This window comes from Desulfurispirillum indicum S5 (genome assembly GCF_000177635.2).
Lineage (GTDB): Bacteria > Chrysiogenota > Chrysiogenetes > Chrysiogenales > Chrysiogenaceae > Desulfurispirillum > Desulfurispirillum indicum.
In genome coordinates this window covers 840,253-865,049 of record NC_014836.1, presented here as the reverse complement: position 1 = coordinate 865,049, position 24,797 = coordinate 840,253, and the positions used below count along the sequence as shown (strand labels likewise).

The window sequence follows — 24,797 nt, the reverse complement described above, 5'->3', positions numbered from 1 at the left end:
TGCTCCCCCTTAATACGCTTCTTTGTTCTGGCTGATCTCTTCAGCCGTGATTTTTTTACGGTCCATGGCTCGCCAGGCCAGGATAATGTATCCCAGCACCACCGGAACCACCAGGGAGACGTAACTCATTACTGTCAGCGTATAGTGGCTGGCAGAGCTGTTGACGATGGTCAGCGAGCTTTGCAGGTCGTAGTAGGAAGGGTAGAATGCGGTGTTGTTGAGCCCCAGATTCAGGAACAGGCTCATGACCACCAGCACTGCTCCTGGCCCACCGAACCAGATACCGCTGAGGGATTTTTTAAACACGGTGATGAATACCGAGTAGAGAACCAGCAGCACGCCAGCCAGGAACATGACCAGTACCACGGGCATGGCCAGGAAGTTCTTCAGGTACTTGTAGCTCTCCAGGAAGACAACGCCGCTGAGAGGGTCGTAGGCGTAGCCGTCACGCAGCAGCAGCCACACGGCGAAGATCAGGAAGAACGGCAGAAACAGGATGGTGTTGATGAGCACCGACTTGCGGCCCCGTTCGCGGATCCCCTGGTGGTCGATATTGTTCATAAAGTACATGGCACCCAGCATGCGACCCAGGAAGAACACGGCAAGGCCCAGGGAGACATTAAACAGGTTGAAGGCCGCTTCAAGCCCGCGCAGGTCGTTCTGCCACTGGGAGAGATTGTACTCATTGAGGCTGAAGGCCGCTCCACTGAAAAGAGTGCCCACGGCAGTCCCGATCAGGATGACCCCGATGCTGCCGTTGATCAGCAGGAAGGTTTCGTAGGTGCCAGCACCCAGAAGGTTGCCCGGTTTTCTGCGGAATTCATAGGATACCGCCTGGAGGACAAAACAGTAGAGAATCGCCATCCACACAAAGTAGGCACCGCCGAAGCTGGTGGCATAAAAAAGCGGAAACGCGGCAAAAAAAGCGCCACCAAAGAGCACCAGGGTGGTGAAGCCAAGCTCCCACTTGCGTCCCAGGGAATTGATCATCAGGCCCTTTTCCTCTTCGTCCCTGGCCAGGGTGCGCAGCAGTGTCTGACCGCCCTGGACAAACATCATGAAGACCAGCAGACCCGCCAGCAGTGAGAGGATGATCCACCAGTATTGTTGCAGTGTCAGGTGTTCAAAGCTTCCAAACATCACTTGCCTCCCTGTGGTCCGATGACGATCTGCTGCAGCATAACCCGCAGACCGGCAATGAAGAAGATGATAAACAGCAGGACAAAGAGCCAGAAGGTGATCTGCACCGCGCCCGCGCCAATAGAGGTTGCGGCAGCCTGTACCGGCAACAGATCCTGGATGGCCCAGGGCTGACGCCCGATTTCAGCTACCAGCCAGCCGGCCTGGGCGGCGATAAAGCCAAGGGGGATGGAGAAGACGCACAGGCGCAGGAACCAGGGCTTGTCTTCTATGGTCCCTCGTCGCAGGAAGAAGAAAATACCGGCGAAGAGGGCAATGAAGAAGACCCCAAGGCCTACCATGACCCGGAAGCTGTAGAATGTCAGAGCCACCGGCGGAACAATGTCAGTGGGGTTTTCCAGGTAGCCGTAACCGATGTAGGGAGCGTTTTGCTCCACGAGCGCACGGTACCGTGCCGCTGCCACAAAGTCGCCGTTGTCCTGGGCCTGCTTGTATGATGCCAGGGCTGACTGCGCGGTCTTGCCACGTTCAATCAGGGTGCTGGCCGATTCAATTCCCTCGGTGGAATTTCCGTAGACCAGATCATTGATGCCAGGCACAAAGGCATTGACATCACGATAGCCCATGAAGGAGAGAGCATAGGGAATATGGATATCAAAGAGGAAGGGGTCGCGGTCGTCACCAGGTCGTTTTCCTGGTGTCAGCATCCCCAGGGCCACGACGCCAGCCTGACGCTCGCCATCATAGAGACCTTCCATGGCAGCCAGCTTCATGGGCTGCTTCTGGGCAATCTCGTAGCCGGATTCATCGCCGCTCATGGCCAGGAATATGGACATCATCAGGCCGAAGGCCGCGCCGATGGCCATACTGCGCTTGGCGAACTGCACATCGCGTTTTTTAAGCAGATACCAGGCGCTGATGCCCACCACAAAGAGAGCGGCAACCACATAGCCACTGGCTACCGTGTGCAGGAATTTGGTGATGGCCACTGGCGAAAAGAGAATCTCCCAGAAGTTGAGCATTTCATTGCGTGCCGTGTCGGGATTGAAGTGCGATCCCACCGGATACTGCATCCAGCCGTTGGCGATAAGAATCCACAATGCTGAAAGGTTGGAACCGATGGCAACCATCCAGGTGGCGAAGAGGTGCGTTCCCTGGCGTACCTTGTCCCAGCCAAAAAACATGACGGCGAAGAAAGTCGCCTCCAGGAAGAAGGCCACAATACCCTCCACGGCCAAAGGAGCGCCAAAAATATCGCCCACCAGCCAGGAGTAGTTGGACCAGTTGGTGCCAAATTGAAATTCCATAATGAGCCCGGTGGAAATACCGACCACGAAGTTGATGGCAAAGAGCTTCATCCAGAACTTTGTCACCATCTTCCAGTATTCATCACCGGTTTTGACGTAGATGGTTTCCATGATAGCCACGATAAAGGCAAGACCGAGCGTGAGCGGAACAAAAATAAAGTGAAACATTGCGGTAACCGCGAACTGCAGACGTGACCAGTCCACGTACCCTATTCCGGTAGCCAACTCCATAGACGACTCCTTGTGTAAGTCTTTTCCGCGTTAAAGTGCCTGCGCTTTTCTCATTTCAGCTGACAGGCGCATCCTATCACGTGTCACTGTACTGAGAAAGAGCAGATGGCGAATTGTGATTATTTTCCCGAATCACATTGGCGATTATGATATTGTTTACCGACTCAGTCAAGAATAATTTTCATTTCTAACGCAGCTCGCTGCTGTGTGAACAAGGCAGCAGATTGGAGCTTTTCGCTTCGTTTTTCTGTGCAAATAGAGTAAAACAGCACATCAGCAGCGTCGGGGCAAGCTTCGCAAATGTGCGTTGCTTGAGACTGCTGTTATGTTTTGCTGCAGTGGGGTGCAGCGCCGGGATACACTTTACTGGAGGGTGCATGATACGAATGCTGGAGACAGATCGCCGTGTGGTATTATGTGGCCTTGGTTACTTTGAACAACGGCTGCTGGCGGAACTGGACCAGGGTTGGAATCCTATTGTCATAGATCTTGATCAACGCAAGACAGGGTTGCTTGCAAACAATTTTCCCGGTACAGAGTTTATTACCGGCGATGCCAGCAGTATTGTGACCTGGAAAAAACTCCCACTAGCCAGCATTGATTCCATTATCGTCGCCGTCAAGGAGTCGGATATCAGTCTGGAAATCTGCCGTCTGGTACGGGAATTTTTCCATCTGGAAGTACCATTGATGGTGTTGATTTACGAAGATTCTGACGAAGATGCCTACCTTCCTTTTAATGTCGTGCCCATCAAGCCCTTCAGCGTTTCCATCAATATCATCCTCAATAAACTGCAGCGCAACTACTCCAAAGCAATTGACATTGGCCTGAAGCGCGGAGAGATTATCGAACTCTCTGTTCTGGCAAAATCCCATCTGACCGATCGCAAGATCCGCACCCTGCGACCCTCAAAGTGGTTTATAGCGGCTTTATACCGCAATAACGAAATTGTTCTGCCGGTGGGTGAGGAGGTGGTTCAGGTTGGTGATCGGGTGGTGCTCTTCGGGGAGCCAAAGATCCTCGAAAGTCTCGCCAATACGTTCCTGCAGGGAACTCCACAGTTTCCCGTTCAGTATGGAAACGCCATTGCGGCACCATTGGATAGAAACTTTCCGACCACAGTTGATGAAGTGGTGTACCTCTTTCGCCACCTCAAGGCAAATCGCCTGAATTTTTACCCATTGCGGGATCGTTTAAGCTCTGAACTCACTGAGAAAGTGCGGCAGAACCGTGACATCTCCTTTTCTATTGAGCCCTCAATTCCGCATATCATGCAAATTGTGGGGAGTGGAGAGCAGACAGGGCTCTTCAGTATTCCAGGAAATCAAAGCTGGTTTTTCTGGAGCTTTACCGGCAAAGAAATTTTCCGCATGGCGCGCAAGCCCTTCTTTATTTCCAGGGGAACGCATCCTTTCACCAGTATTTACATATCTTTGAACTGCAATGAGCCCGTATACGCCCTTGAAGTTGGCATGGAACTTTCGCAGATGCTGCAGATACCTCTCAGGGTGCTTTTTGTCGCGCTGCCCCGTGAGTTGCGTGGTCGTGAAGAGGTGGAAGAGGTGCAACAGCGCCAGGAGCTGGTTTCGGACTTCGGGAATATTTACAAGACCAAAATTGACTATCGGGTGCTGGAGGGAAATCCTGTTCTGCAGACTCTGGCAGCACTGAAAGACGCCAGGAGCGGATTGTTGATCACGGCCCACGATTCCACGTCGCCCCTCTCCTTCTTTCGTCCCAATGTTCCCTTTTTGCTGACCCGCAAGACGCACCTCTCTACTTTGGTAGTTGTGCATGGTGACCGGGTATGAGCCAGCAGGATGCCTTCACCCTGCTGCTGTTTGTGGCGGGCGCGTTTATCATGCCCAATATCAGCAGGGCTCTGCGCATCCCCGGCTCTGTGGGCGAGATCCTGTATGGCATTCTGATAGGCTGTTTTTTCGCCTCTTCCCTTGCCGATGGTGATGCCATCAGCTTTCTGGCCAGCTTTGGTTTTATCGTGCTCATGTACATGGCAGGTCTGGAAATTGACCTTGAGGAGATGAAGAGTCTACCAACCCGCGAGATCGTGGTGATGCACGCGTATTTTGCGTGCATTGTTCTCTTCGCGATCCTGGCAGTTCTCCTTCTGAATCAGCCGCCATTCTTTCTCCTGCTCTACTGCACGATGGCTATTGGCCTGCTGTATCCGGTGCTGCGGGAGATGCGCCTGCTGCATGGGGAGTTCGGCAAGAATATACTGATTCTCGCCAGTGTCGCGGAAATCTATGTTCTTCTGGCCTTTACGTTTTTTGTAGTGCAGCACAAGTTTGGCTTTACACCAGTGGCGGCCATGCAAATTCTCTATGTGTTTTTGTTTTCCTTTGCCGCCTACCTTTTTCTGCGCTTTTTACAGCTATGGCTCTGGTGGTTCCCTTCGCTGATTTCTGTCTTTGTCAAAACCGGCAACCTGAGCGAGTCCGGCATCCGCAGTAACTTTGTCATCATGCTTTCATTTGTTGCCCTTGCCATGGCCCTGGGTATTGAGCCGATTATCGGCGCTTTCATCGGTGGCATCCTCTTCTCGGCCATCTTCAAAGAAAAAGAGAATATCCGTGAAAGTTTCTCTACCTTCGGCAATGGATTTCTGATACCGATCTTTTTTATCTATGTGGGTTTCCAGTTTGATCACACCATGCTTTCACAGGTGCAGGTGGTTCTGGACGCTCTGGCCTTTTCCCTGGTGTTTCTGCTGATCCGCATTTTCGGGCTGTTCCCCTTCTTCTTTTCCCGACGCAACATGCGCGAGGTCATGATCATTCCCCTGGCAACATCGTTTCCCCTGACACTGCTGGTGGCCTTTGGCCAGTTGGGGCAGAGCCTTGGCATGATCAGCGACCGCGTCACGGTGACCATCGTCCTGGCGGCCATGATCTGTGCTCTGGTCTATCCTTCGCTGATGCGTTTCATTGGGCAGCGACTCCTGATACCCTCCCAGCCGAAATTCTGAGCAGAGCTCCGGATGATCCTGGTGGCAAGCAGCTGGTTTCCGGCATGAAATCTCCTTGGGCTTCGCCGGGTTTTATGCTAGTTTCCTCACTTGTTGACTTCATGACAGAATACGAGGTTTTTCATGGCAAAAAATACGAAGAAGAAAAGCAGCAGCACCTTCTGGATTGGCTCCGGCCTGGCACTGGCCATAATCGTCGGCCTGATCCTCTTTATCGGCCTCTCGGGAGACAAGCAAACCATCCAGGCCGAAGCGGTACACCTTTCCGCGCACATCCAGCAGGCCAGTTTCACGGATGTTTTCGGACGTTCGGTGAGCATCGGCAATAACAAAGGCAATGTGTTGCTGGTGAACTACTGGTCTAAGGACTGCCCCGCCTGTGTGCAGGAGCTGCCACACCTGCAGAAGCTCTATGACACCCACTACGGCAGCGACTTTGACATTATCAGCTTCAACCTGGACCGCATTTCGGCGGCAGAGCTTGAGCGTTACCTGCAGCAGAACAACATCACCTTCCCCGTGGTGCATACCAGCGCGGGCTATGTTATTGAAAACACCCGCATATCCTCAACGCCGACGTCGGACATCCTGGATAAGGAAGGCAATCCCGTGCGCCGCTTTGTGGGCATTCCCCGTGGCACCGAAATGGATGACCTGATTGAAAGGCTTATGGCACACTGAGTGCCCAGGAGGAAAGTCAGTGGATACCTATGATATCATCAGCCGCCAGCTGAAGGAACACCGTCAGCTGCTTGATCAGATGGAGCAGCTGATCCCCACCATTGCCACCATCGCCGATGTGATAGCCGGCGCCCTGCGCCACAAGCACAAGGTGCTGCTGATGGGCAATGGCGGCTCGGCCAGTGATGCCATGCATATGGCCGGTGAGCTGCTCGGTCGCTTTCTGCTGGAGCGCCACTCCTATCCCGCCATTGCCCTGTGCGCTGACAATGCCGCCATGACGGCCATCGCCAATGACTATGGCTATGAAAATGTCTTCCGGCGCCAGGTGGAAGGGCTCTGTCAGGGAGGTGATATTGTCTTTGGCATCAGCACTTCCGGCAATTCCCCCAACGTGATCAGCGCCATGGAAGAGGCCCATCGCAAAGGCGGCGTCACCATCAGCCTCAGTGGTCGCGATGGTGGCAAGCTGGCCGCCATGACCCACCACTCTATCATCATTCCCTCACCCCATACACCGCGTATCCAGGAGATGCACATCATGGTGATCCACATCCTGTGCGATCTGATCGAAAAACGTATGGAGTTCGGGTAGCTTCTCCCGTTCGTGATAACAGAAAACGCCCCTGCGGGAATCTCCTGCGGGGGCGTTTGTGTGTAGAAAATCAGCGTTATCTGGTCCCGAAAATGCGATCTCCCGCATCACCGAGCCCGGGAAGAATGTAGCCCTGCTCACTGAGCTTTTCATCTACAGCGGCCACATAGATCGGCACATCGGGGTGATGGTCGAAGAAGTGACGGATGCCCTCTGGCGCGGCGATCAGCGCCATAAACTTGACACTGCGTGCTCCGGCTTTTTTCAGCTCATCCACGGCGATGACAGCGCTGCCACCTGTCGCCAGCATGGGGTCCACCAGAATAACATCCCGCTGGTGCATATCCTGGGGCAGCTTGTTGTAGTAGACTACCGGTTGCAGGGTATCGTGATCGCGATACATACCCAGGTGGCCAATGCGCACATTGGGAATCAGGTTTTCAATGCCGCGCACCATACCAAGGCCTGCCCGCAGAATGGGTACCACCGCCAGCTTTTTGCCACCCAGCACCTTACCCCTGGTTGGCACCAGGGGAGTTTCGATATCAGTATCTTCCAGCTCCAGGTTGCGGGTGATCTCATAGGCCATCAGCATGGAAACCTCTTCCAGCAGCTCCTTGAACATCTTGGTGGAAGTATTCCTGTCCCTGATATAGGTAAGTTTATGCTGGATCAGCGGATGATCCACAATAAAGACATCCTGCACGCTCAGCTCTCCTTGCCCAGGTTCTGTGGCAGCACAATGTTCAGAATGACGCCCACCAGTCCGGCAAGCCCCAGGCTGCCCAGGTGAAACTGGCCGATATTCAGCGCCATACCGCCGATGCCGAAGACGAGAATGACGGCGACGATGATCATGTTGCGTCCGTTGGCCATATCCACCTTGGCCCGTACCAGGGAACCAATGCCGATGGCGGTGATCATGCCGAAGAGCAGGATCATGATACCACCCATGACGGGCACGGGAATCGTCGCCAGTATGGCTCCCAGCTTGCCCACAAAGGCGAGGGTAATGGCTGTGATGGCGGCGATGGTCATGATGGTTGTATCGTAGATGCGCAGCAGGGCCACAGCGCCGGTCACTTCAGAGTAGGTGGTGTTGGGTGGTCCGCCGAACATGGCGGCTGTGGAGGTGGCCAGGCCGTCACCCAGCAGGGTATTCTTCAGACCCGGCTCCTTCAGATAGTCTTTGCCGGTGACCTTGGAAATGGCGATCATATCGCCGATGTGTTCAATGGTCGGTGCAATGACCACGGGAATCATAAAGAGAATGGCAGCCAGGTGGAATTCGGGCATGGTGAAGGCCGGTACTGAGAACCACTGGGCTTCGCGAATGGGGTCAAAACTGACGATACCCAGAATCAAAGCAGTAGCGTAACCACTGCCGACGCCCATCAGGATCGGAATAAAACGCAGCATGCCTCGTCCCCACAGGGTCACTCCAATGGTGGTCAGCAGAGATACAGCGGCAACCGTAATGGCCTGGGGCAGCGGCACCAGCTGGTAACTGCCGTCGCCAGTCATTCCCTGGGCCATGTTCACGGCCACTGGAGCGAGAATCAGCCCGATCAGCATGATGACTGGCCCTACTACAATGGCGGGCAGATACTTGTGGATGAAACCGTCACCTTTGAGACGCACGGCGAAGGAGAGGGCCACTTGCACCAGACCGGCGGCCAGCAGACCACCCAATGTGCCGGGCAGGCCATAGAGCTCTGTGGCAACGATGATGGGGGCGATGTAGGCAAATGAGCTGGCCAGGAAGATGGGCACTGTGCGTTTGGTGATAAACTGAAAGAGCAGGGTGCCGATGCCGGCGGTGAAGAGGGCGACCGAGGGATCAAGGCCGGTGAGCAGGGGAACCAGAACCAGGGCGCCAAAAGCGACAAAGAGCATTTGTACGCCGGTAATGGTTTTCCGGATGGGTGACAGGGATTCCAAACATTCCTCCAGAGAAAGTATTCTATGCCCGTTACAGGCGATAAACAGTGTTGGTCTGGTACAGAGCTACTGAGCCACCACGACGTTGTCCACACCGCGGCGCTGCAGCCGCTCGCTCTCCAGTTCGGCTGTCGCGAGGGTAGTATACCTGCCGACCCTGACCCGGTAAAGTGTTCCCTGGGGTGAGTCATGGGGAGTGACACTCACGTGCTGGTACTGGGTACGGAGCTGTTGCGCTTGCTGTTCTGCGTTTTCACGGCTGCGGAAAGCGCCCACCTGCAGGGTGAAATTACCCTGCTGGATCATTTCCCGGGAGCGGAAAAAATCACCGGTCTGGTGGCGGGTCGTCTGCGCGCGGGGATCGCGCAGGTTGTAGCCCAGCACGATGATTTCGACGGGAGCTGTGCCGGGGCCGACCATGTCGATACGCTCTGCCGCAGCCTTGGAAAGATCGATGATCCGGCGTGGCGCGAAGGGTCCACGATCGTTGATGCGCACGATGGTGGACTTGCCGTTCTCCAGATTGTTCACCTGCACATAGACGTTCATGGGCAGGGTTTTATGGGCGGCCGTGAACTTGTACATGTCGTAGGTCTCGCCGTTGCTGGTCTTGCGTCCGTGGAAGGGGTGACCGTACCAGGAGGCGATGCCCCGCTCACGAAAGCCCGTGGAGACAGTTTCAACGGGATGATAGGTCTGTCCGTCGATGGTATAGGATCGCAAGGTGCCGGGAGCGTGTCCGGCGGGGGTGCCGAAGTCCTTGCGTATGGGTGGCATGGAAGCCCGTGGATCCCGTGGTCCGCAGGCGGTGGTCAGCCACAGAGTGGAGGCCAGAAGCAGCAGCGTGAGCACAATGCGCATGGATACGACTCCGTCAGAGCACTTGAAGCATACCCTTCAGGCCGCAGTCTTCGGGAAGGCCGAACATGATGTTCATGTTCTGCACCGCCTGCCCCGACGCACCCTTCATCAGGTTATCAATGGCAGCAATCACGATGGCCCGCTGATGGGCAATGTCGATGTGTATGCCGATGAAACAGTTATTGGAGCCACGCACGTCGCGCACACTGGGGAAACGGTCCAGGCCCAGAAAGTACACAAAGGGTTCGTGCTGGCAGAACTGTTCATAGGCAGTCACAACCTGTTCCACCGTGGTGCCGGGTTGCAGTCCCAGGTAGGTGGTGGTCAGCATGCCACGACTCAGGGGGAGCAGGTGGGGGGTGAATATCACGTCACTTTGCAGAGTGCCCAGCTTGTCCATCTCCTGGGTGATCTCCGGCTGGTGGCGGTGGGTGCCCACGCCATAGGGAGAGAAACCTTCGTTGATTTCCACAAAGTGGGTGCGGGGGCCGGGCTTCTTGCCAGCACCACTGACACCACTTTTGGCGTCGACGATGACGGGATTGCAGAGAAGGCCCTTCTGCGCCAAGGGAGCCACCGAGAGCAGTGTGCAGGTGGGATAGCAGCCGGGATTGGCCACCAGAGAGCTGGCGGCAATGGCGGTGCGATTGATCTCACTGAGGCCATAGACTTTCTGACGCAACAGTTGGGGGGCCAGGTGGTCTTTGCCGTAGATATTCCGATAGGCGCCGGCGTCATCAATGCGGAAATCGGCGCTCAGGTCGATAACCCTCACCCCCAGCTGGTGGTAGGCAATGGCCGCTTCCATGGCCTCGCCATGGGGCAGCGCCAGAAAGACCACATCGATGCGCCTGGCTATGGACTCCGGTATGTTCTCTTCGAAGCGAAGATCGCACAGGCCATGCAGGGCCGGATAGTGGTCGGTGACGCGCTCTGTGCAGCTGGACTGACTGGTGGCGACTTCCAGGGTTGCTTCCGGATGGAGCAGCAGAATACGCATCAGCTCCGCGCCGGTGTAGCCGGTAGCCCCGATAATGGCGGCCCGTATCATTGTTTACTCCTCGTACTCGTCGGCGTCATACACGCCTATCAGCTGCCAGGCGGCTTCGCCGATATTGCGCATGAAGCGCCAGTATTCCGTGACTGTTTCGTGTACCGGCTCAGGTTCACCCTCAACATCGACAGGCAGGAAAGTGCGGTCCAGGGTTGCTTCAAATTTCACCGTAATGCAGTCCGTTCCCATCTGCTGAATGGCATCGGCCACCAGTGCCGAGTGGATGGTGGCGGAATCCAGCTGAACGCGCTTGCCCTCTTTGCGCCAGGTGGCAATGTCCTCCTGAAGCTGGTTGAGCATAGCCTTGTCCATCAGGAACTCAATCTGTTCAAGCTCTTCGTTGGCCTTGGCCTGCTGCACTGTGCTGAAAACCTCGCGGGCGGCAGCCAGAAAGTCACCTTCCGTGAAGTTGGGGTCGCTCATCTCAATGGGGCGCAGTCCTTTGTGGGTTGTCTGTTCAGGATACAGGGAGGTAATCTTGTCTGCACCGGGTGTTGTGCGCGGTTCGTTGCTGGCGGTAGGGGAATAGCTGTCCTGGTCTTTGCCGCCGAGGGTCCAGTCGTCCTTGGGGTTGTTGTTGCGGGAAGTGCGACCGCGCAGGGCGCGCACGATGAAGAAGATGATCGCGCCGATAAAGAGAATATCAAAAATACTGAATGTGGCGGAATTGGAGGATGGTGCCGCATGGGATGTGGAAATGGAATATATGAACACAAAGATGAGCAGGAGTACAAAGGGAAAACGCTTCATTCGCTGGAATCCTCCGGGAAAGTTTGTGGTCACAGAATACTGACATGACCGTCAAAAGTAAAGAATTAGCGTGCCGTGGAAAAAGGCATCAGGCAAGGCGCGCAAGCGTGCCGGGATCAGGTGAGTTGCACCACCGTGGCGCCCAGACCACCTTCAAAGGCCTCGCCGTCGCGCAACTCCTTCACCAGGGGGCTCTGCTGCAGATACTCCCGCACGGCTCGCTTCAGGCGTCCACTGCCCAGCCCGTGGACGATACGCACTGATTCACGCTCGGCCACGGCGGCACTGCTGATGTACTTTTCCAGTTCGTCCAGGGCTTCTTCCACCCGCTTGCCCACCAGTAACAGTTCGGGTTTCACGCTGGTGGCAGGTGCCTGGTAGTTTGACACTGACTTCCTGCCTTCACTGGCTGCCGGCGTTGGACTTTGCGTATCGCGGGGCGCAAACAGCTCATCGGCGCGGGATTTGATGGTCATGCCCCCCACTTCCACCTGCACGCTCTTGCCACTGCGGCTGACAATGGTGCCGTCGCGCTGCAGCTTTGCCACAAAGACCCGCTGCCCCGGCTCCAGTGAGAGGGGCTTTTCCAGGTGAGAGCGCTCCATGCGGTCCGCTTCGGCGTAGACCTGGCGGCTGAGCTGGTTGAATTCAGCCTGGGCTTCGGCGTGCTGGCGCACCGAGGTGTCCTTGAGTTTTTTGATATAGCCATCGGCCTCGCGGCGGGCCTGGCGCAGAATGTCCCGCGCCTGCATGGTGGCCTGCTGCAGGATGTGCTGGGCCTCGCTGTCCAGGTTCTGCTGCTGGAGGGTCACCGTGCGCAACTTCTCCTTCAGTTCCCTGGACTCGCGCTCAAACTGGTCGCTGCGACGGGCAAACTTCTCCAACTTGCGCTCCAGGGCCGCAATGGTCTTGGCCTCTTCGCCGGACTGGCTTTCCAGGAAGTTTCGGGAAGTTTCCAGGATTTCCCCGGGCAAGCCGTGGCGCTGGGCGATGGCCAGGGCGCTGGATTCCCCCTGATAGCCATAGAGAATGCGATAGGTGGGCTGCAGCGTCTGCAGGTCGAACTCCATGCAGGCGTTGCCGATTCCGCCCGTGGTGAAGGCGTAGCGCTTGACGGCATTATGGTGGGTGGTGGCCACCACACTGCACTTGCGCTGACGGAAGTATTCCAGAATCCCCACCGCCAGGGCGCCGCCCTCTTCAGGGTCGGTTCCGCTGCCCAACTCGTCCAGCAGCACCAGGGAGCGCTCCGTGGCATTGCCCGCCACATGGGCGATGTTGACGATATGGCCGCTGAAGGTGGAGAGGTTCTGCTCGATGGACTGCTCGTCGCCGATATCGGCGAAGACACTGTCAAAATAGCCCATAAAGCTTTCCACCTCACTGCACAGCACCGGCATGCCACTGTTGTGGCTCAGTACCGCCAGCCCCAGGGACTTGAGGGCGATAGTCTTGCCGCCGGTGTTGGGGCCGGTGATCAGCAGCATGGAGGGGTGCTCGCCTCCCAGATACGCGTCCACCGGAACCGGATTTTTCAGCAAGGGATGGCGCAGCCTGGGCAGGCAGCAGCCCTTGTGCTGGGAAGGCTCCAGGAACGTTCCATGGTAACGGATGGCGTAGCGGGCAAAGGCCGTGTACATATCCATGCGCGCCAGCAGCGCCGTATTCTCCTGCAAGGCCCGCAGGCGCGACTGCACCAGCTCGCCCAGCTCGCGGATAATGCGGTACTCCTCTTCGCGCTCACCCGCCTGCAGCTCCGCCAGACGGTTATTCAGCTCCACGCTCTCCTTGGGCTCCACAAAAAAGGTGCCGCCACTGGCCGAGTGATCCTGCACGATGCCGTCAATCTTGCCCTTGAAGTTGGAGCGCAGGGGAATGACGTAACGGTCGCGGCGAATGGTGATAATGGGGTCGATGATGATGTCCTTGTACTGGGCATCGCTCAGGTAGCGCTCCATCTGTTTTTTGACCCTGGAGCGCGCCGTGCGCAGCTCCCGCCGAATGCGCTTGAGATTGGGGGAAGCGCTGTCGCTGATCTGGCCACCCTCTTCGATGCACAGCTCAATGCGGCTCTTCAGATCCGCGCAGGGATGCAGATCGCCCCCCATCTCGCGACTGCGCACAAAGGTATCGCCCGCCAGCTCCGCCAGAAAGGCCTTGACGCCCTTTACCACCAGCAGAAAACGGGCCACCTGCAAAAGCTCACCCGGCTCCAGCAGCTCCCCCTTCTGCCCGATCTTCTCCCACAACCACAGTGGATCGTAAAGAGGCCCAAAGGGAATACCGCCGTGGTCGCGGTTCAGTAGATAGAACTCCAGACTGATGGCATGGCGCGAACGCACATCCAGATAGGAATGGGCAGGCTCCAGGCGATCAAGCTCCCGCTTGCCAAGGCTGGAAACCGTGAATTCCTTGAGCAGCTCTTTGAGCCTGGCGTATTCCAGCACCGCCAGGGCGTGGTTGGTTGTGGTCATATTCAGATACTCCGGAGTGCGTGCTGGTGAGCATGGAGACATATGGCAGCCACGGCAGCGATATGTTTCCATGAACCGATCTGCGAACTATGCCGTGTCAGCAGCTATTAGTCAAGAATGTCTGCGTGGAGCAAGCGCGACCTGATATGAAATATATATTGACATTTTGCAGTAGATCAATACGATTGCAGATCATTAGCAATTCAAAACAAAATTATATAGCTATCTTGCGGTGATTGTCCTTCTTGTCCATGGCGCATTGCTGGGCGAGACGTCGGCCAACGGCACCGCACTCACCACCCAGTATATCGGGCTGCACGGCCAGCCCATCGGCTTGATCAAGGGCAGTACACTCTCCTTCATCCACAACGATCACCTGGGCCGGCCCGAAGTGGTGACCAACAACAGCAAAGCCGTGGTCTGGCAAGCTGACAACAGGGCCTTTGACCGCACCGTGCAGATTGACCAGATCGGCGGGCTGTATCTGGGCTTTCCTGGCCAGTACTACGATCAGGAAAGCGGACTGTGGTGCAACTGGCACCGTTACTATGACGCCACCACTGGAAGATATACTCAGAGTGACCCGATTGGGCTGGCGGGTGGGTTGAATACGTATTCGTATGTCAACGGGAATCCGGTGAGCCTGGTTGATCCGATGGGGTTACAGGTACTTATCTGCAATCGCAAAGTAGACGGATTTCCCTTTTTTGGCAACCATGCCTACATGTGGGACGCCACGACAAATACGGCTGAAGGGATGCGGGGAAGTTTTGGGAGTGGAAAAGTTATTGAGGTATCAATTTCGATGTGAACCACTTCGCGGTTACAGTCGTCAAGGACATTCAATGTCCGAAAACGCCGTCCAGAGCACAGCGCATCGCTCATGAAATCAGCAGACGGGTCTGATTTGGCTGTGGCGGAGCAAGCAGTGGCATCTTCACACGAGCGGGCAGACGCTTTTTCCCCTTGTTTCGAAAGTTCAGCTTCAGGAGGCGATATACGCGGTAAATGCGCTTATGGTTCCAGGGGTGTTCTCTACGAAGACTCTGGCATACTTTCCAGAACCCCCACTGTTGTTTGCTTTCCAATACCTTATGAATAGCTTCGATCACAGCATCATCAGAGGGCTTCTCTTTGGGCTTGTAATACCAGGCCGAGCGCGACAGACCGACACACTGACAGCTGCGCTGCACAGAAAGACGGTGTTCGCTGATAAGGTGCTCTACAGCATCACGCTGCGCGCTCGGCCTCAGAGCTTTTTTCGATCAAGCCACGAAGAGCGTGATTCTCAAGAGCCATATCCGCATACATTCGCTTAAGTTTGGAAAGTTCTCGCTCAAGCTCCTTCATACGACGAAGATCTGACGCCTGCATGCCACCATACTTGGATTTCCAGTTATAGTACGTGGCATCTGATTAAAGTGGGCCCAGTTGTCCAGACATATTTCGAGGAAGTTTAAGTTTTCTTATTGCAGCCTATGCCGCAAGCTTTTCCTCCTTTATTCTAAATACTGACATGTACATTTTGTCTGGTGTTCTGTAGTCAAGAGACTGATGAAACCTTCTGCTATTGTAGAAGGTGAAGTATCGCTTTACTCCTTCCTTGAGTTCGGTCATGTTCTCATAGCATTTGATATAGATGTTTTCGTATTTCACACTGCGCCAAAGGCGCTCTACGTAGACATTGTCAAGGGCTCTGCCTTTGCCGTCCATGCTGATTCTGATGCCGTGACTCTTGAGTCTTTGCGTAAATGCCTCTGAGCTATATTGGCTTCCCTGGTCGGTGTTGAATATCCCAGGGACTCCATAGCGTCTGATGGCTTCATCCAGTGCTTCGAGGCAAAAGCAGGTATCCATGGTGTTGGAGATGCGCCAGCTCAGTACTTTGCGGCTGAACAGATCTATGATAGCTGTCAGGTACACCGTCTTGGCGCCAAGCTTCAAGTACGTGATATCAGTGGCCCAAACCTGGTTGGGAAGCCAGATATTCAATCCTCGCAGCAAGTACGGATACTTCTTGTGCTGCTTGTTGGCCCGTGAAAGATTGGGTTTGGGGTAAATCGCACGCAGCCCATGCTTGTGCATAATGCGCCGCACCTGTTTGGAACTCACGGCCATATCATGTTCCTCATTGAGCTGTATGGCTATCTTGCGATAACCGAAGGTGGGAATGTCTTGCAGCACCCTGAGAACAACCTTCAGTATTTCAAGATCAGATTCCTCCAGCGCCGACGAACGTGACTGGTAATAGTAGGTCGAGTGGCTGATGCCAAGCAACTTGCACTGCATCCGTATGCTCAGGTTTTTATGGCCTGGCTCTATGGCATTTTTGGCTCGTGACCGTAGAGTTGCACATACTTTTTTTTTAGGAAGTCCTTCTCAACCTGAAGCATGCCAATTTGCTTGTAAAGGGCGTCAACATTGCGATCCTCTTTGTCCTTGCCCTTCTTCTTGTTGGGACGATCGAATATATCAGGCATGGCTTCCAGAGCACGCTTCTTCCACTCCTTGATCTGCTGGGGATGAACCTCATACTCCTGAGCCAGCTCCTGAACAGTCTTTTCTTCACGCAGCGCCTCAAGGGCTACCTTGGCTTTGAACTCATTGGTAAATGTCTTACGTTGCACTATAGTCACTCTCCAGGTGATGTTTGGATCAGGTCAATCTACGCCACTTCCGATGACTTTGCCAAACTTAAACCCCTGTCCGATTTACTGGGCCCATTATAGATGTACCCTGTTTTCTAACCCTTAGTCTGTTTTTCTACATCCAGCCCAAATCCTGCGGTAAGCATAGCTGAAATATCTTCTGTCAGATTTATATTCCAGCCGGATGCTCCCCAGCGAAGACTGTAGGCTTCATAACTCATCTGGTTAAGGAGCATCGCTCCCATACTTGAGTAGTGTCCAAGATAGCAGGTAACGGTTCATCCGGTTAAAGCGTACTTTGAATTATGGAGGGCCTTTATTCTGAGCTCGAAGAATTCCATATCTCTGTATCCATAGGCTTGCCTTTTGAGGGTATCAATTTTGTTGTTGATCCCCTCAAGTGGTCCTGTTGATATGGGGTGATCATACCAGTTCAGGATTCCCTCTCGGTGCTTCTCCAGCGTTTTGGCCATTTTCTTCAATCCTTTGATAGCTGATGCTTGAGCCCTGTTGATCCAGTCATCGAGGAATACCGTGGCAGTTACCTTGTCAGTTTGTTGCCATATCTGGCGGAGATCTTCTTTCATGTAATAGGCAACCGCCAATGGTCGATTGGCCTGCAGGGCAAGTTCAAGGCGTTCATGATCACTGGTTTGCTCGCCAATGCTCTGCGGATTTTTGAGAAGCATCCAGCGAGTGCCTTTGAGAATGCTCTTGTCATGCTGACTTGTGAGCTCATGGTACAGCTCGCGGCGAATATCGGTAAGGCGTTCATTCATAAGCTTGACGACATGGAAACGATCAAACACCAACGCAGCAGATGGAAGGTGTTCGAGCACTGCCGACCGGTAAGCCGGACTCATGTCAGCAGCAACGGCTTTGATAGATGACTTGCGACGACCAAGGCGTTTCCAGAAACCATCAAGCGCTTCTGCCTGTTTGCCTGCTCCAACGTATACGACCCTGGCTGAACCAAGGTCAATGACGAGAGTAATGAAGCCATGTTTGCGTCCTGTGTATTTCTCATCAATGGCGATATACTCAAGCCCAGCAAGTGAAGGGCTACTGTAGTGATGATGCAGATACTGCTTGAAAATGGACTTGACCAGGTCCCAGCCTATACCAAGAAGCCGTGCTACATCAATGAGGGTCATAGCTTGGGCAAGGGAGACCACATACCGAGCAAATGCATGGGTGTAGGAACACCGTGGAGAGGCTATTTTCAGACTCACCCGCCTGACACTACCGCACTGAAGGCACTGGATGCGTGGAACGTGGACGTGCAACCAAGTGGACTTGATCCCCAAAGGCAAACCTCGTAACCGACGAATGCTACTGCCGCGTAATATGACAGAACGGCCAAGGCACGCAGGGCAGCGAATCAGCTTTTTACGGGGCCGGACATGGAAATTGATGGTATTGCCGCAATACTCTGTGCGGATGTAATCGTAGCCAGCAAGGCCGTAGGCATGGTAAAGAACACTGGTGAGCATGGTGCTTCTCCCGGAATTATTTGGTTGTAATCCCGATAAGTGGCACCATGCTCACTTTTTTGTCAATGTATCCTCAATACGGAAGAGCCGTAACGGTTATCTTTTTATCTTTCGGAAGCTGCAAAAGACGCTTATCGCCGTTTAAAAAATCAGCACCAGGAATATTAATCGTTCCGAGGATATGTCCTTTGGCATAATCTTCCGCACTCTGCATACTGATAAGGATGATGTAAGCTTCCCCCTATACCCGACAGGTAGAAATTAGAGTATTCTGGAATTCCCCAGGAGGCTCAAGATGAAAAAGTCCCGTTTCAGTGAATCGCAGATAGTGTCTATTCTCAAGGAAGTGGAATCCGGTTTGCCGGTGAAGGAGGTATGTCGCAAGCACGGCATATCTATAATGGGCCCAGTAAATCGGACAGGGGTTTAAGTTTGGCAAAGTCATCGGAAGTGGCGTAGATTGACCTGATCCAAACATCACCTGGAGAGTGACTATAGTGCAACGTAAGACATTTACCAATGAGTTCAAAGCCAAGGTAGCCCTTGAGGCGCTGCGTGAAGAAAAGACTGTTCAGGAGCTGGCTCAGGAGTATGAGGTTCATCCCCAGCAGATCAAGGAGTGGAAGAAGCGTGCTCTGGAAGCCATGCCTGATATATTCGATCGTCCCAACAAGAAGAAGGGCAAGGACAAAGAGGATCGCAATGTTGACGCCCTTTACAAGCAAATTGGCATGCTTCAGGTTGAGAAGGACTTCCTAAAAAAAAAGTATGTGCAACTCTACGGTCACGAGCCAAAAATGCCATAGAGCCAGGCCATAAAAACCTGAGCATACGGATGCAGTGCAAGTTGCTTGGCATCAGCCACTCGACCTACTATTACCAGTCACGTTCGTCGGCGCTGGAGGAATCTGATCTTGAAATACTGAAGGTTGTTCTCAGGGTGCTGCAAGACATTCCCACCTTCGGTTATCGCAAGATAGCCATACAGCTCAATGAGGAACATGATATGGCCGTGAGTTCCAAACAGGTGCGGCGCATTATGCACAAGCATGGGCTGCGTGCGATTTACCCCAAACCCAATCTTTCACGGGCCAACAAGCAGCACAAGAAGTATCCGTACTTGCTGCGAGGATTGAATATCTGGCTTCCCAACCAGGTTTGGGCCACTGATATCACGTACTTGAAGCTTGGCGCCAAGACGGTGTACCTGACAGCTATCATAGATCTGTTCAGCCGCAAAGTACTGAGCTGGCGCATCTCCAACACCATGGATACCTGCTTTTGCCTCGAAGCACTGGATGAAGCCATCAGACGCTATGGAGTCCCTGGGATATTCAACACCGACCAGGGAAGCCAATATAGCTCAGAGGCATTTACGCAAAGACTCAAGAGTCACGGCATCAGAATCAGCATGGACGGCAAAGGCAGAGCCCTTGACAATGTCTACGTAGAGCGCCTTTGGCGCAGTGTGAAATACGAAAACATCTATATCAAATGCTATGAGAACATGACCGAACTCAAGGAAGGAGTAAAGCGATACTTCACCTTCTACAATAGCAGAAGGTTTCATCAGTCTCTTGACTACAGAACACCAGACAAAATGTACATGTCAGTATTTAGAATAAAGGAGGAAAAGCTTGCGGCATAGGCTGCAATAAGAAAACTTAAACTTCCTCGAAATATGTCTGGACAACTGGGCCCACTTTAATCTGCTCTCTTTTTTTCTTATTAAATCCAAGAGGTTTTAAATACTGGAACATAGCGGCCGTCTTCTTCATGTAATATCCGTCATCGCTCTATTCAAATAGGTGCTGATTTAAGGAGGATAAAGATAGCTGAATCGCTTATTCAGAACAGAAGACTTATTGAGGCAGACAGGACAGCGGTAATACCCGCTGAAGGGGAACTCCTGTACGCAACCGACACAAAGAGACTGTACATCGGTGACGGAGCCACGGCAGGCAGTATCCCTATGGGGGGGTACACCATTTGTTGCGGAGGACATGACGCTGAATGTGCCTTCCGACTATGCAGACATCAACGAGGCACTGAACTATCTGGCTATATTCAGAATCAAAAACACGGCAAGAGCCACGATACAGGTGGCTGACAAGGTGTGAAACTTCAGTTATAACGTCACTTTCGCGCCGGCAGTCACAGCTTCTTCTGCATGAGAACCGCATCGCCGCCATCCCGGTAGTATTTGCGGCGACGCCCCGTGACCTTGAAGCCGCGCTTCTCATACAGAGCGATGGCGCCTGAGTTCTTTTCGTTGACTTCCAGCAGGATCTCGCGGCAGCCCTCCCCCTTCCCCAGCTGCTCCAGATACTCAAGCAGCAGTGTGGCGATGCCCATCCGGCTGAATTCCTTGTGAACCGCAACATTATTGAGCTGCAGCTCTTCCGGCAGCAGGTAGGCAAACAGGTACCCCAGCAGTGATTCGCCATGAAAGGCTCCGAGGGCGATGATTCTGGGGTGACGCATCTCTTCGGCAATCTGCTGCTCGCTCCAGGGGTGGGTAAAGCGGGAGGCTTCGATGGCATGGATATCCCGCAGAAAACTCTGATCCAGCAGGCGAACCTTCAGGCTCATCGCTCCTCCTCTGCCTGGGATTTGCGCAGATAGTGCAGGGGAATACTGTCAGACTCGTCATACCGGGGCAGCTGGCCGGCAACTGCCAGCCGTGCCGCATTGAGGGCAGCCGGCACGCTGGGAACCCGGTGGATGCGTTTATCCCGGAGTGCCGCAGGAAATGCTGCTGGCAACTCACCGGAGAAAAAAAACTCGGAGGGTGTCCGTCTCACCAGCTCAGCGCCATCCAGGGCGCAGTCTTCCTCAAGACCATGAATACGCAAACCGCGGCAGTAAACCTGGGAACGCTTGGCGTCCACAGCAGCCAGCACTGGCCCCGGCAGCTCATCAAGGCCGTGGAGCATCGCCTCAAGGCGCGAGCAGGTGTATACCGGCTTCGCACCCCCGAAAACCAGGCCCTTCACAAAAGACGCTCCCACCCGCACACCGGTAAAGCTGCCGGGACCATTCACCAGAGCTACCGCGGTGACATCATCCCATTGGCATTGCGACGAAGCGAGGAGCTGCTCCAGAGCAGCTGGCAGCAGTTCTCCGTGTTTACGGCGCGTATCCACTTCCTGCAGCAGGTACTCTCCACCTGCTTTCTCCATCAGGCAGGCCGAGAACACTTCACCCGTGGTATCCAGCGCAAAAATCATATATTCACCTGCAAAGGGAAATTCCTGGTCCGCAAAAGACCAGAGCACAGACTTGCAAAAGAACCTTCCTTGCTCCACAATGGCTGACATTTGGCCGTAGCGGCACAAAATCAGGAGCGCTCAGCATAACACAATCATGAATCCCCAGACGCAAAAAACCGTATCCTATCGGGAAATCATTCTCTTCTCCATACCCCTGCTCTTCACCACGCAGTTCATGAGCATCAGCCACACGCTCATCAACGCTTTTCTGGCACGCCAGGAGAACCAGGTGGAGATCCTGGCCGGTTTCGGCCTGGGCATCACTCTCTACCTGTTCATCGCGTCGCTGAGCTATGCAAACTCCCATATTGCCGCCAGCTACGTGCGGGGACGGCAGAGCCTGCGCACAGTGCTGAGCTTCTCGATACTGCTGGGCGTCTTCATTGCCGCCATCGTCAGTCTGATCAGTATTTCGGGAATCGCGAACTTTCTCTTTGTGGAAGTCTTCCAGGTGCCATGGCACATCGCCGAATACGCTGTACATACCATGCTCTACCTGATTCCCCTCTCCCTCTTCACGTCGCTGCGCGGCAGCCTGCAGGGTATTCTGGCCAAAAGCCGCAAACCGACCCTGATCACTGTAGGGGTCATCATCCGCATCGGGTCCCTGCTGGTACTGCTGCCAATGCTGCTGCACTTTCTGGACGGTGTCGCCGTGGGAGCCCTGGGCCTCCTGGGTGGCATAGCCATTGAGTCTGCAGCCATTGTCCTGTTCTGCTGGCAGCCTGCGCGCAGGCTGAACCGCCTTGAGGAAGGTGACCCCATGGGTTACGGTCGGCTCATTGGGTTCGCCCTGCCCCTCATGTACTCCATGAGTATGCAGCACCTGAGCACCCTGCTGGTCAACGGCATGGTGGCACGGCTTTCCGACAGCGCCCTGGGCCTGGCCGCCTTCACCATCGTCCGGGGGTTTATCTTCCTTTTTTACGGCCCCTTCCAGAGCCTGCAGCAGACCGTCATCACCCTGGCAGAAAACCGCGAAACCCTGCGCCGGATCGTTCTCTTTGCCATCGCCCTGCTGGCAGGGCTTTCCGTGGCTCTGCTCAGCATCCAGTTTCTCTTTCATCATACGGTGCTGACCGGATGGATGGCCATAGAAGCGCACCTGGTGGAGTATCTGCGCTGGCCCGTGCTGCTCACCACAGGATATGGTATCCTTTACTGCACCAACCACCTGCTGAAGGCGACCACCACCCGGGAACTCAAAACCCTGCGAATCGGCGCTTCAAGCACCATAAAGATCCTCTGCGTCATGCTTGCCAGCCTCGCCATGCTCAGCCTGGGCATTCAGGGCAATGGTGCACTGCTGGGTGTGGCGCTGCTGATACTGGGGGAACTGGCTGAAGTGGCCGTGCTGCTGTGGGTCGGCTGGAGACAACGCACACCTGTGGAGGGATACCTGTGACCAGACTCATTCAGGGAGCCAGATACCAGTGGCAGATAGCCCATGCCAGCAGACCCGCCAACAGTGAGGAACTTCTTGAGCTCCTGCTGTCAGACCGCTGCGACGACGACCGTAACCTCTTCCTGCAGGCTGACCTCAGCCATCTGGCGGATCCTTTTCTGCTGCGGGATATGGCAAAAGCGGTGGAGCTTCTTGACGCTGCCATACAGCAGTCGCTTCCCATCCTTGTCTACGGCGATTTTGATGTGGACGGCACGGTGGGAACCGCCATGCTGGTACGCTTTCTGCGTGAACTGGGAGCCCGTGTTGACTACTTTATCCCCAGCCGCTTCACCGAAGGCTACGGCCTGAACCGTGCCGCCCTGGAGAGCAGAAGCCAGGACTTCCACCTGCTGATTTCCGTGGACTGCGGCATCACCGCCATTGATGAAGTTGCCTTCCTCAAGTCCCTGGGAAAGCAGGTCATCATCACTGATCACCACCTGCCCGGAAACCAGCTGCCACCAGCCGATGCCATCGTGGATCCCCATCGGCCCGACTGCCCTTACCCCCATGCCATCTGCGGAGCCGCCGTGGTGCTGAAGCTGATCACCGCCCTGCGCCGGACCATAGGGCGCGCTGAGCTCAGCCTGGCCCCCTACCTGCCCCTGGCAAGCCTGGCCACCGTTGCCGATGTCATGGAAATCCGTCACGAAAACCGTGTACTGGTGAAGCAGGGGCTGCGCCTCTTCGCCGACAAGGCGGTCACCGGACTGCGGCTTCTGTGTGAAGTGGCCGGAATTGATCCCGGCAAAATGTCTGTGTACGGGCTGGGATTCCAGCTGGGGCCCCGCGTCAATGCCGCCGGGCGTATGGAAAACGCCCGCGACAGCGTGGAGCTGTTCCTGCTGGATGAGCCGCAACGGGAGCAGGCCCTGTCCATCGCCCGACAGCTGGACGACCTCAACCGCCAGCGTCAGGAAGTGGAGCAATCCATGGTGGAAGAGGCCCGGGAGCAGATTCAGCGCCACAAGCTGCATGAGCAGCGGGCTATCATCGTCGGCTCCAGGGGCTGGAACGAAGGGGTGATCGGCATTGTGGCCGGTCGCCTCAAGTCCCGCTACCACCGGCCCTGCATCGTCTACAGTCAGCTTGAAGACGGAACGCTCAAGGCCAGCTGCCGCTCCGTTGACGGCATCGACCTGCACCACGAACTACAGCAGTGCGCCCACCACCTGGTAAAATTCGGTGGCCACGCCATGGCCGCTGGCCTGCAGATACAGCAGAGCAACCTGGAGGCCTTTCGCCAGAACCTGCTCAAAAACCTCTCCCGGTTTCCGGAAGATCTCTTCAAGGCAAAGTGCACTGTCGACGCCTGCCTGCCAGCACCTCTGCTCAGCATGGATACCGCCCATGCCATCAACCGCCTTGAGCCCTTTGGCAATGGCAACCCGGAACCATTATTCTCCGGTGACTTCACCGTGCTGGACAGCTACCAGTGCGGTCGCGAAGGGAGCCACTGCCGACTGACCATCCAGGACTCCGAAGGAAAACGCCACCAGGCCATCGCCTTCTCCAACAATCTGCAGGCGGCAGTGGGAAAACAGGTGAAGCTCTGCTTCAAACTGCGCGTGAACCACTTCCGGGGAAAGGACTCCCTGGAGATGCAAATTGAAGATCACAGCTACCACTGAGCAGGAGCAGATCCGTCTTTTGACTCAACTTTCGCACCTTGCTGCCTTGAGTTAAACCGCTATTATACTGGCGCTTATCTCGAGGAAAGCGTATTGATTTTGAATGCTTGACTTATCTGGTATTCCATTTTTCGTCTCTGGATATTGTCCTTTTTGACCGCGCAAAAAGGACCCAAAAACGCGCCCCCCGAACGCCCGTTTTTCCGGATCGTTTGCTCGCCTGGACTGGATATCCGGCAGACGCTGCATCCCTGCAGTGCTGCCGGACCACTCACTTCCTGTG

At 54.8% G+C, this 24,797-nt stretch carries 24 protein-coding genes and 2 pseudogenes; 11 read left to right on the top strand and 15 right to left on the bottom strand.

All coding sequences use genetic code 11. The annotated features are described in order from the left end of the window. Positions 1 to 9: 9 nt before the first annotated feature. The gene (cydB, locus tag SELIN_RS04150) at positions 10 to 1,140 is read right to left on the bottom strand and encodes a cytochrome d ubiquinol oxidase subunit II (protein ID WP_013505433.1); all 1,131 of its coding nucleotides are present in this window, start codon (positions 1,138 to 1,140) and stop codon (positions 10 to 12) included. Continuing rightward, entirely contained in the window at positions 1,140 to 2,678 is a 1,539-nt protein-coding gene (locus SELIN_RS04145; RefSeq protein ID WP_013505432.1) for a cytochrome ubiquinol oxidase subunit I, read from the bottom strand. The genes cydB and SELIN_RS04145 overlap by 1 nt, the downstream gene beginning before the upstream one ends. Before the next feature lie 377 nt (positions 2,679 to 3,055). Here SELIN_RS04145 and SELIN_RS04140 point away from each other — a divergent pair, with 377 nt between their 5' ends. The 4 genes from SELIN_RS04140 to SELIN_RS04125 all read left to right on the top strand — a co-directional run bounded on the left by SELIN_RS04140 (position 3,056) and on the right by SELIN_RS04125 (position 6,943). After that, positions 3,056 to 4,489, top strand: a complete 1,434-nt coding sequence (locus SELIN_RS04140; protein WP_013505431.1) for an NAD-binding protein — start codon at positions 3,056 to 3,058, stop codon at positions 4,487 to 4,489. After that, positions 4,486 to 5,667: a cation:proton antiporter gene (locus SELIN_RS04135; RefSeq protein WP_013505430.1), complete on the top strand. Its 1,182-nt coding sequence runs from the start codon at positions 4,486 to 4,488 to the stop codon at positions 5,665 to 5,667. The genes SELIN_RS04140 and SELIN_RS04135 overlap by 4 nt, the downstream gene beginning before the upstream one ends. Before the next feature lie 123 nt (positions 5,668 to 5,790). After that, on the top strand, positions 5,791 to 6,348 hold the full coding sequence (locus tag SELIN_RS04130; protein ID WP_013505429.1) for a TlpA family protein disulfide reductase: 558 nt from the start codon (positions 5,791 to 5,793) through the stop codon (positions 6,346 to 6,348). A 19-nt stretch (positions 6,349 to 6,367) separates the two neighbouring features. Then, the gene (locus SELIN_RS04125; RefSeq protein WP_013505428.1) at positions 6,368 to 6,943 is read left to right on the top strand and encodes a D-sedoheptulose-7-phosphate isomerase; all 576 of its coding nucleotides are present in this window, start codon (positions 6,368 to 6,370) and stop codon (positions 6,941 to 6,943) included. Between the two features lie 76 nt (positions 6,944 to 7,019). Here SELIN_RS04125 and upp read toward each other — a convergent pair whose 3' ends face one another. The 6 genes from upp to SELIN_RS04095 form a co-directional block, all read right to left on the bottom strand. Next, on the bottom strand, positions 7,020 to 7,649 hold the full coding sequence (upp, locus tag SELIN_RS04120) for a uracil phosphoribosyltransferase (protein WP_013505427.1): 630 nt from the start codon (positions 7,647 to 7,649) through the stop codon (positions 7,020 to 7,022). Between the two features lie 2 nt (positions 7,650 to 7,651). Next, positions 7,652 to 8,866, bottom strand: a complete 1,215-nt coding sequence (locus SELIN_RS04115; protein ID WP_041726510.1) for a solute carrier family 23 protein — start codon at positions 8,864 to 8,866, stop codon at positions 7,652 to 7,654. An 84-nt stretch (positions 8,867 to 8,950) separates the two neighbouring features. Next, on the bottom strand, positions 8,951 to 9,745 hold the full coding sequence (locus SELIN_RS04110; protein ID WP_013505425.1) for a septal ring lytic transglycosylase RlpA family protein: 795 nt from the start codon (positions 9,743 to 9,745) through the stop codon (positions 8,951 to 8,953). 13 nt (positions 9,746 to 9,758) lie between these two features. Beyond that, on the bottom strand, positions 9,759 to 10,796 hold the full coding sequence (gene argC, locus SELIN_RS04105; RefSeq protein WP_013505424.1) for an N-acetyl-gamma-glutamyl-phosphate reductase: 1,038 nt from the start codon (positions 10,794 to 10,796) through the stop codon (positions 9,759 to 9,761). Between the two features lie 3 nt (positions 10,797 to 10,799). Continuing rightward, positions 10,800 to 11,549: a Tim44 domain-containing protein gene (locus SELIN_RS04100; RefSeq protein WP_013505423.1), complete on the bottom strand. Its 750-nt coding sequence runs from the start codon at positions 11,547 to 11,549 to the stop codon at positions 10,800 to 10,802. 116 nt (positions 11,550 to 11,665) lie between these two features. Further along, entirely contained in the window at positions 11,666 to 14,023 is a 2,358-nt protein-coding gene (locus SELIN_RS04095; protein WP_013505422.1) for an endonuclease MutS2, read from the bottom strand. 232 nt (positions 14,024 to 14,255) lie between these two features. Between SELIN_RS04095 and SELIN_RS15480 the strand changes: the two genes are divergently transcribed. Beyond that, complete coding sequence (locus SELIN_RS15480) at positions 14,256 to 14,834, top strand: RHS repeat-associated core domain-containing protein (protein ID WP_083805916.1); 579 nt, start codon at positions 14,256 to 14,258, stop codon at positions 14,832 to 14,834. On the opposite strand, the pseudogene SELIN_RS15330 reads toward SELIN_RS15480, so the two are convergent. From SELIN_RS15330 to SELIN_RS15565, 5 genes and pseudogenes are all read right to left on the bottom strand, one after another. Further along, a pseudogene (locus SELIN_RS15330) lies at positions 14,807 to 15,439 on the bottom strand (IS3 family transposase); the annotation flags it as partial. The gene SELIN_RS15480 and the pseudogene SELIN_RS15330 sit on opposite strands and share 28 nt — an antisense overlap. A gap of 60 nt (positions 15,440 to 15,499) precedes the next feature. Next, complete coding sequence (locus SELIN_RS04080) at positions 15,500 to 16,318, bottom strand: IS3 family transposase (RefSeq protein ID WP_232218762.1); 819 nt, start codon at positions 16,316 to 16,318, stop codon at positions 15,500 to 15,502. A 23-nt stretch (positions 16,319 to 16,341) separates the two neighbouring features. Next, positions 16,342 to 16,659: a transposase gene (locus tag SELIN_RS04075; RefSeq protein WP_198007093.1), complete on the bottom strand. Its 318-nt coding sequence runs from the start codon at positions 16,657 to 16,659 to the stop codon at positions 16,342 to 16,344. A 290-nt stretch (positions 16,660 to 16,949) separates the two neighbouring features. Beyond that, entirely contained in the window at positions 16,950 to 18,164 is a 1,215-nt protein-coding gene (locus SELIN_RS04070) for an ISL3 family transposase (RefSeq protein WP_013505421.1), read from the bottom strand. A gap of 73 nt (positions 18,165 to 18,237) precedes the next feature. After that, a complete protein-coding gene (locus SELIN_RS15565) occupies positions 18,238 to 18,378 on the bottom strand; it encodes a rhodanese-like domain-containing protein (protein WP_425481174.1) in 141 nt (46 codons plus the stop codon). Positions 18,379 to 18,459: 81 nt separating this feature from the next. Between SELIN_RS15565 and SELIN_RS04065 the strand changes: the two are divergent. The 4 genes and pseudogenes from SELIN_RS04065 to SELIN_RS15560 form a co-directional block, all read left to right on the top strand. After that, positions 18,460 to 18,561, top strand: a pseudogene (locus tag SELIN_RS04065) (transposase); the annotation flags it as partial. Between the two features lie 91 nt (positions 18,562 to 18,652). After that, positions 18,653 to 18,970, top strand: a complete 318-nt coding sequence (locus SELIN_RS04060; RefSeq protein ID WP_198007093.1) for a transposase — start codon at positions 18,653 to 18,655, stop codon at positions 18,968 to 18,970. Further along, entirely contained in the window at positions 18,967 to 19,812 is an 846-nt protein-coding gene (locus SELIN_RS04055; RefSeq protein WP_041725906.1) for an IS3 family transposase, read from the top strand. Before SELIN_RS04060 ends, SELIN_RS04055 begins: the two co-directional genes overlap by 4 nt. A gap of 135 nt (positions 19,813 to 19,947) precedes the next feature. Next, the gene (locus SELIN_RS15560) at positions 19,948 to 20,274 is read left to right on the top strand and encodes a hyaluronate lyase N-terminal domain-containing protein (RefSeq protein WP_198007149.1); all 327 of its coding nucleotides are present in this window, start codon (positions 19,948 to 19,950) and stop codon (positions 20,272 to 20,274) included. A 44-nt stretch (positions 20,275 to 20,318) separates the two neighbouring features. On the opposite strand, the gene rimI is transcribed toward SELIN_RS15560, so the two are convergent. Both rimI and tsaB read right to left on the bottom strand, forming a co-directional pair. After that, positions 20,319 to 20,756: a ribosomal protein S18-alanine N-acetyltransferase gene (gene rimI / locus SELIN_RS04050; protein WP_013505420.1), complete on the bottom strand. Its 438-nt coding sequence runs from the start codon at positions 20,754 to 20,756 to the stop codon at positions 20,319 to 20,321. Beyond that, positions 20,753 to 21,394 carry a tRNA (adenosine(37)-N6)-threonylcarbamoyltransferase complex dimerization subunit type 1 TsaB gene (gene tsaB / locus SELIN_RS04045; RefSeq protein WP_013505419.1) on the bottom strand — a complete coding sequence of 214 codons (642 nt, stop codon included), beginning with the start codon at positions 21,392 to 21,394 and terminating at the stop codon, positions 20,753 to 20,755. The genes rimI and tsaB overlap by 4 nt, the downstream gene beginning before the upstream one ends. Before the next feature lie 136 nt (positions 21,395 to 21,530). Between tsaB and SELIN_RS04040 the strand changes: the two genes are divergently transcribed. Continuing rightward, positions 21,531 to 22,841, top strand: coding sequence for a hypothetical protein (locus SELIN_RS04040; RefSeq protein WP_013505418.1), 1,311 nt, complete (start codon positions 21,531 to 21,533; stop codon positions 22,839 to 22,841). After that, positions 22,838 to 24,514 (top strand): single-stranded-DNA-specific exonuclease RecJ, encoded by a 1,677-nt coding sequence (recJ, locus tag SELIN_RS04035; RefSeq protein ID WP_013505417.1) that lies wholly within the window; start codon positions 22,838 to 22,840, stop codon positions 24,512 to 24,514. The genes SELIN_RS04040 and recJ overlap by 4 nt, the downstream gene beginning before the upstream one ends. Positions 24,515 to 24,797: the final 283 nt, after the last annotated feature.